Annotated in this window: 3 protein-coding genes; all 3 read left to right on the top strand. The window is 75.5% G+C overall.

What is annotated here, in order from left to right:
* The first annotated feature begins 87 nt into the window (after nt 1–87).
* The 3 genes from L7D48_RS27790 to L7D48_RS27800 all read left to right on the top strand — a co-directional run bounded on the left by L7D48_RS27790 (nt 88) and on the right by L7D48_RS27800 (nt 2,918).
* Nucleotides 88–351, top strand: a complete 264-nt coding sequence (locus L7D48_RS27790) for a hypothetical protein (RefSeq protein WP_374494047.1) — start codon at nt 88–90, stop codon at nt 349–351.
* A 64-nt stretch (nt 352–415) separates the two neighbouring features.
* The gene (locus tag L7D48_RS27795; protein ID WP_237883700.1) at nt 416–1,246 is read left to right on the top strand and encodes a TatD family hydrolase; all 831 of its coding nucleotides are present in this window, start codon (nt 416–418) and stop codon (nt 1,244–1,246) included.
* A 133-nt stretch (nt 1,247–1,379) separates the two neighbouring features.
* On the top strand, nt 1,380–2,918 hold the full coding sequence (locus L7D48_RS27800; RefSeq protein ID WP_237883703.1) for a ubiquitin-like domain-containing protein: 1,539 nt from the start codon (nt 1,380–1,382) through the stop codon (nt 2,916–2,918).
* Nucleotides 2,919–2,994 lie beyond the last annotated feature (76 nt).

The following is a 2,994-nucleotide window of genomic DNA, read 5'->3' on the forward strand; positions in this document are numbered from 1 at the left end:
GGCGGGAAGGGGACAGGCGGGCGGAATCGTGCGTTTCCGGCCGGGAAGGAGTCCACTGGTAGGGAGGAGAACCGGAAGGAGGTTCCCATGGACCCCAGGGAGACGACCACCCGCGAGGAGTACTCCTTCGCCTGCCTGCGCTGCGGCCACGGCTGGGAGCGGGCGTACGGGATACGGCACCACGTCGACGGCGACGGGCGGCCCTTCGTCACCTACCACGATCCGGCGGACGGCGGGCGGGTGCCGTCGCCGCTGACGCGCCCGGTCTGCCCGAACTGCGAATCGCACGTGGTGCGGATCATGCGGCCGGGGCGGGTGTACGAGGCGGAGCGGGCGCTGCCGTGGAGGTGATGCGGGGCGGGCGGCCGACGCCCGGCCGGCGGGCGGTCCGGCCGGGCGTCCTAGGATCGCGCCCATGGAGAAGTCCGCGCAGCCCGCGCCGCCGCCCGTACCGCTGAACGTGCCGGTCGCCGACTCGCACACCCATATCGACATGCAGGAAGCCACGGTCGCCCGGACGGTCGCCGCGGCCGCCGCGGTGGGCGTGACGACCCTGGTGCAGGTCGGCTGCGACCTGGAGCGCTCCCGCTGGTCGGCGCAGGTGGCCGCCGAGCACGACGCGGTGTGGGCCGCCGTCGCGCTGCACCCCAACGAGGCTCCGCGACTGGAGCGGGAAGGGGGCCGGAAGGCGCTGGACGCCGCCTTGGAGGAGATCGCCGAACTGGCCTCGCGGCCGGAGGTGCTGGCCGTCGGCGAGAGCGGCCTGGACCACTTCCGGACGGGCGAGGAGGGGCGGGAGGCTCAGCGGTACTCCTTCCGCCGCCACATCGAGACCGCCAAGCGGCTGGGCAAGGCCCTGGTGATCCACGACCGGGACGCCCACGAGGACGTGCTGCGCGTTCTGGAGGAGGAGGGCGCCCCGGAGCGGACGGTCTTCCACTGCTTCTCCGGCGACGCCGGGATGGCCCGGGTGTGCGCCGCGAACGGCTGGTTCATGTCCTTCGCCGGCAACGTCACCTTCAAGAACGCGCGGCCGCTGCGCGAGGCGCTGGCCGCCGCCCCGCCGGAGCTGCTGCTGGTGGAGACCGACGCGCCGTTCCTCACCCCCGCCCCGTACCGCGGGCGCCCCAACGCGCCGTACATGATCCCGTACACGCTGCGCGCGATGGCCGAGGTCAAGGGGCTGGACGAGGACGTTCTCGCGGAGCACGTCGCGGCCAACACGGCCCGCGCGTTCGGCTACTGACGGGCGTGCGGCGGCGGGTGCGCGCGGTGCGGCGGCCCGCTTTTCGCAACTTTGGATAGTCGTACGACTTGGGAGAGTGACGGATGCTCCGCTAAGGTCCCGGCCCGCCACCAGGACCGCTTGGGAGTACGTCGTGAGCCATCCGCAGGGGATCCAGCAGTACGAGTACGCGTACCCCTCCGCGCCGCCGCAGCGGCCGTGGGAGCCGCGGGAGCCGTACCGGCCGTGGGACTCGTGGGAGTACGGCGGCCAGGGGTACGGCGGGCCGGAGTACGAGCGGGATCCGTACGACACCTACCGGCCCTCCTACGAACTCCACGGCGATCCGTACGGCGCGTACGAGGGCCTCGGCGCGTACGGTCCGCCCGGGGCGCCACCGCTCCCGGAACCCCCGGCGTACCACCCGGAACCCCCGGAGCCCCCCGAGGGCTCCGAGGCCTTCGACCCCGTCCTGTGGCTGCCCCGGCAGCCCACCGGCGGCAGCGGGGACGTCCCCGCGCACGTCCCCGCTCCCGCGCGGCCCGGCGGCCGTGCCGCCGCCCGCCGGGCCGCGCGGGAGCGGAAGGCCGCCCAGCGCCCCGAGGCCCTGCGCCGCCTGCTGCCGCAGGCCCTCGTCGTCGCCTTCCTGGCGGGCGGCACCTGCGCCTTCGTCGTGGACGACAAGGCCGTCAGCCTGTCGGTGGAGGGCGAGGACGGGCCCCGCACCCTCCACACCTTCGCCGACGACGTCTCGGAACTCCTGGCCGACGAAGGGGTGTCCGTCGGCGCGCACGACGCCGTCTCCCCCGCCCCCGGCGAACCCCTCTCCCACGGCGACAGCGTCACCGTCCGCTACGGCCGCCCGCTGACCCTCACCCTCGACGGCCGCCCCCGGCGGGTGTGGACCACCGCCGCCACCGTGGAGGCGGCGCTGCGCGGGATCGGGGTGCGTCCCGAGGGGGCGCGCGTGTCGGTGCCCCGCGACCGGCGCATCGGGCGCGACGGCATGGCGCTGACCGTGTGGACCGAGCGGAGCGTGACCGTCCTCGCCGACGGACGCGAGCACACCGTCCGCACCAGCGCCGCGACCGTGCGCGGGGCACTGGCCGACGCGGGCGTCGAGCTGCGCGGCGCGGACCGCGCCTCGGTGGACCCGGACTCCTTCCCCCGCGACGGCCAGACCGTGACCGTGCTGCGCATCACCGAGACCGAGCGGGTGCGCGACGAGCCCATCCCGTACACCACCGAGCGGCGCGGTGATCCGGCGCTGCTGCGCGGCACCGAGGTGGTGGAGCAGACGGGCCTGCCGGGGCTGCGCCGGCTGACCTACGAGGTGCGCACGGTCAACGGGGTGCGGCAGCGGCCCCGCCTGACCGGGACGGCGGTGGTGCGCGCGCCCAGGCCGCAGATCGTGCGCGTGGGCACCGCCGAGCCGCCCTCCTCGGTGCGGGGCGCCGACGGCCTGGACTGGGAGGCCCTGGCCCGCTGCGAGTCCGGAGGCCGCCCGGACGCGGTGGGCCCCGGCGGCCACGGCGGGCTCTACCAGTTCGACACCCGCACCTGGCGCTCCCTGGGCGGGAAGGGCCGCCCGCAGGACGCTCCCCCGGCCGAGCAGACCTACCGGGCGAAGAAGCTGTACGTGCAGAAGGGCGCGAGTCCCTGGCCGGTGTGCGGCCGTAAACTGCACCGGTGAGCTCAGCCCCCTCCCCTTCCCCCTCCCCCGACGCCGATACCGACACCGGCACCGACACCGACGCCAGTGCCGGTGC

It is taken from the genome of Streptomyces sp. ICN903, assembly GCF_022015835.1.
In the GTDB taxonomy this organism is placed as follows: Bacteria; Actinomycetota; Actinomycetes; order Streptomycetales; family Streptomycetaceae; genus Streptomyces; species Streptomyces fenghuangensis.

Bases quoted from the DNA above. Each gene is read 5' to 3' on its own strand.
- L7D48_RS27790 (WP_374494047.1), top strand. From the start codon at position 88: ATGGACCCCAGGGAGACGACCACCCGCGAGGAGTACTCCTTCGCCTGC.
- L7D48_RS27795 (WP_237883700.1), top strand. From the start codon at position 416: ATGGAGAAGTCCGCGCAGCCCGCGCCGCCGCCCGTACCGCTGAACGTG.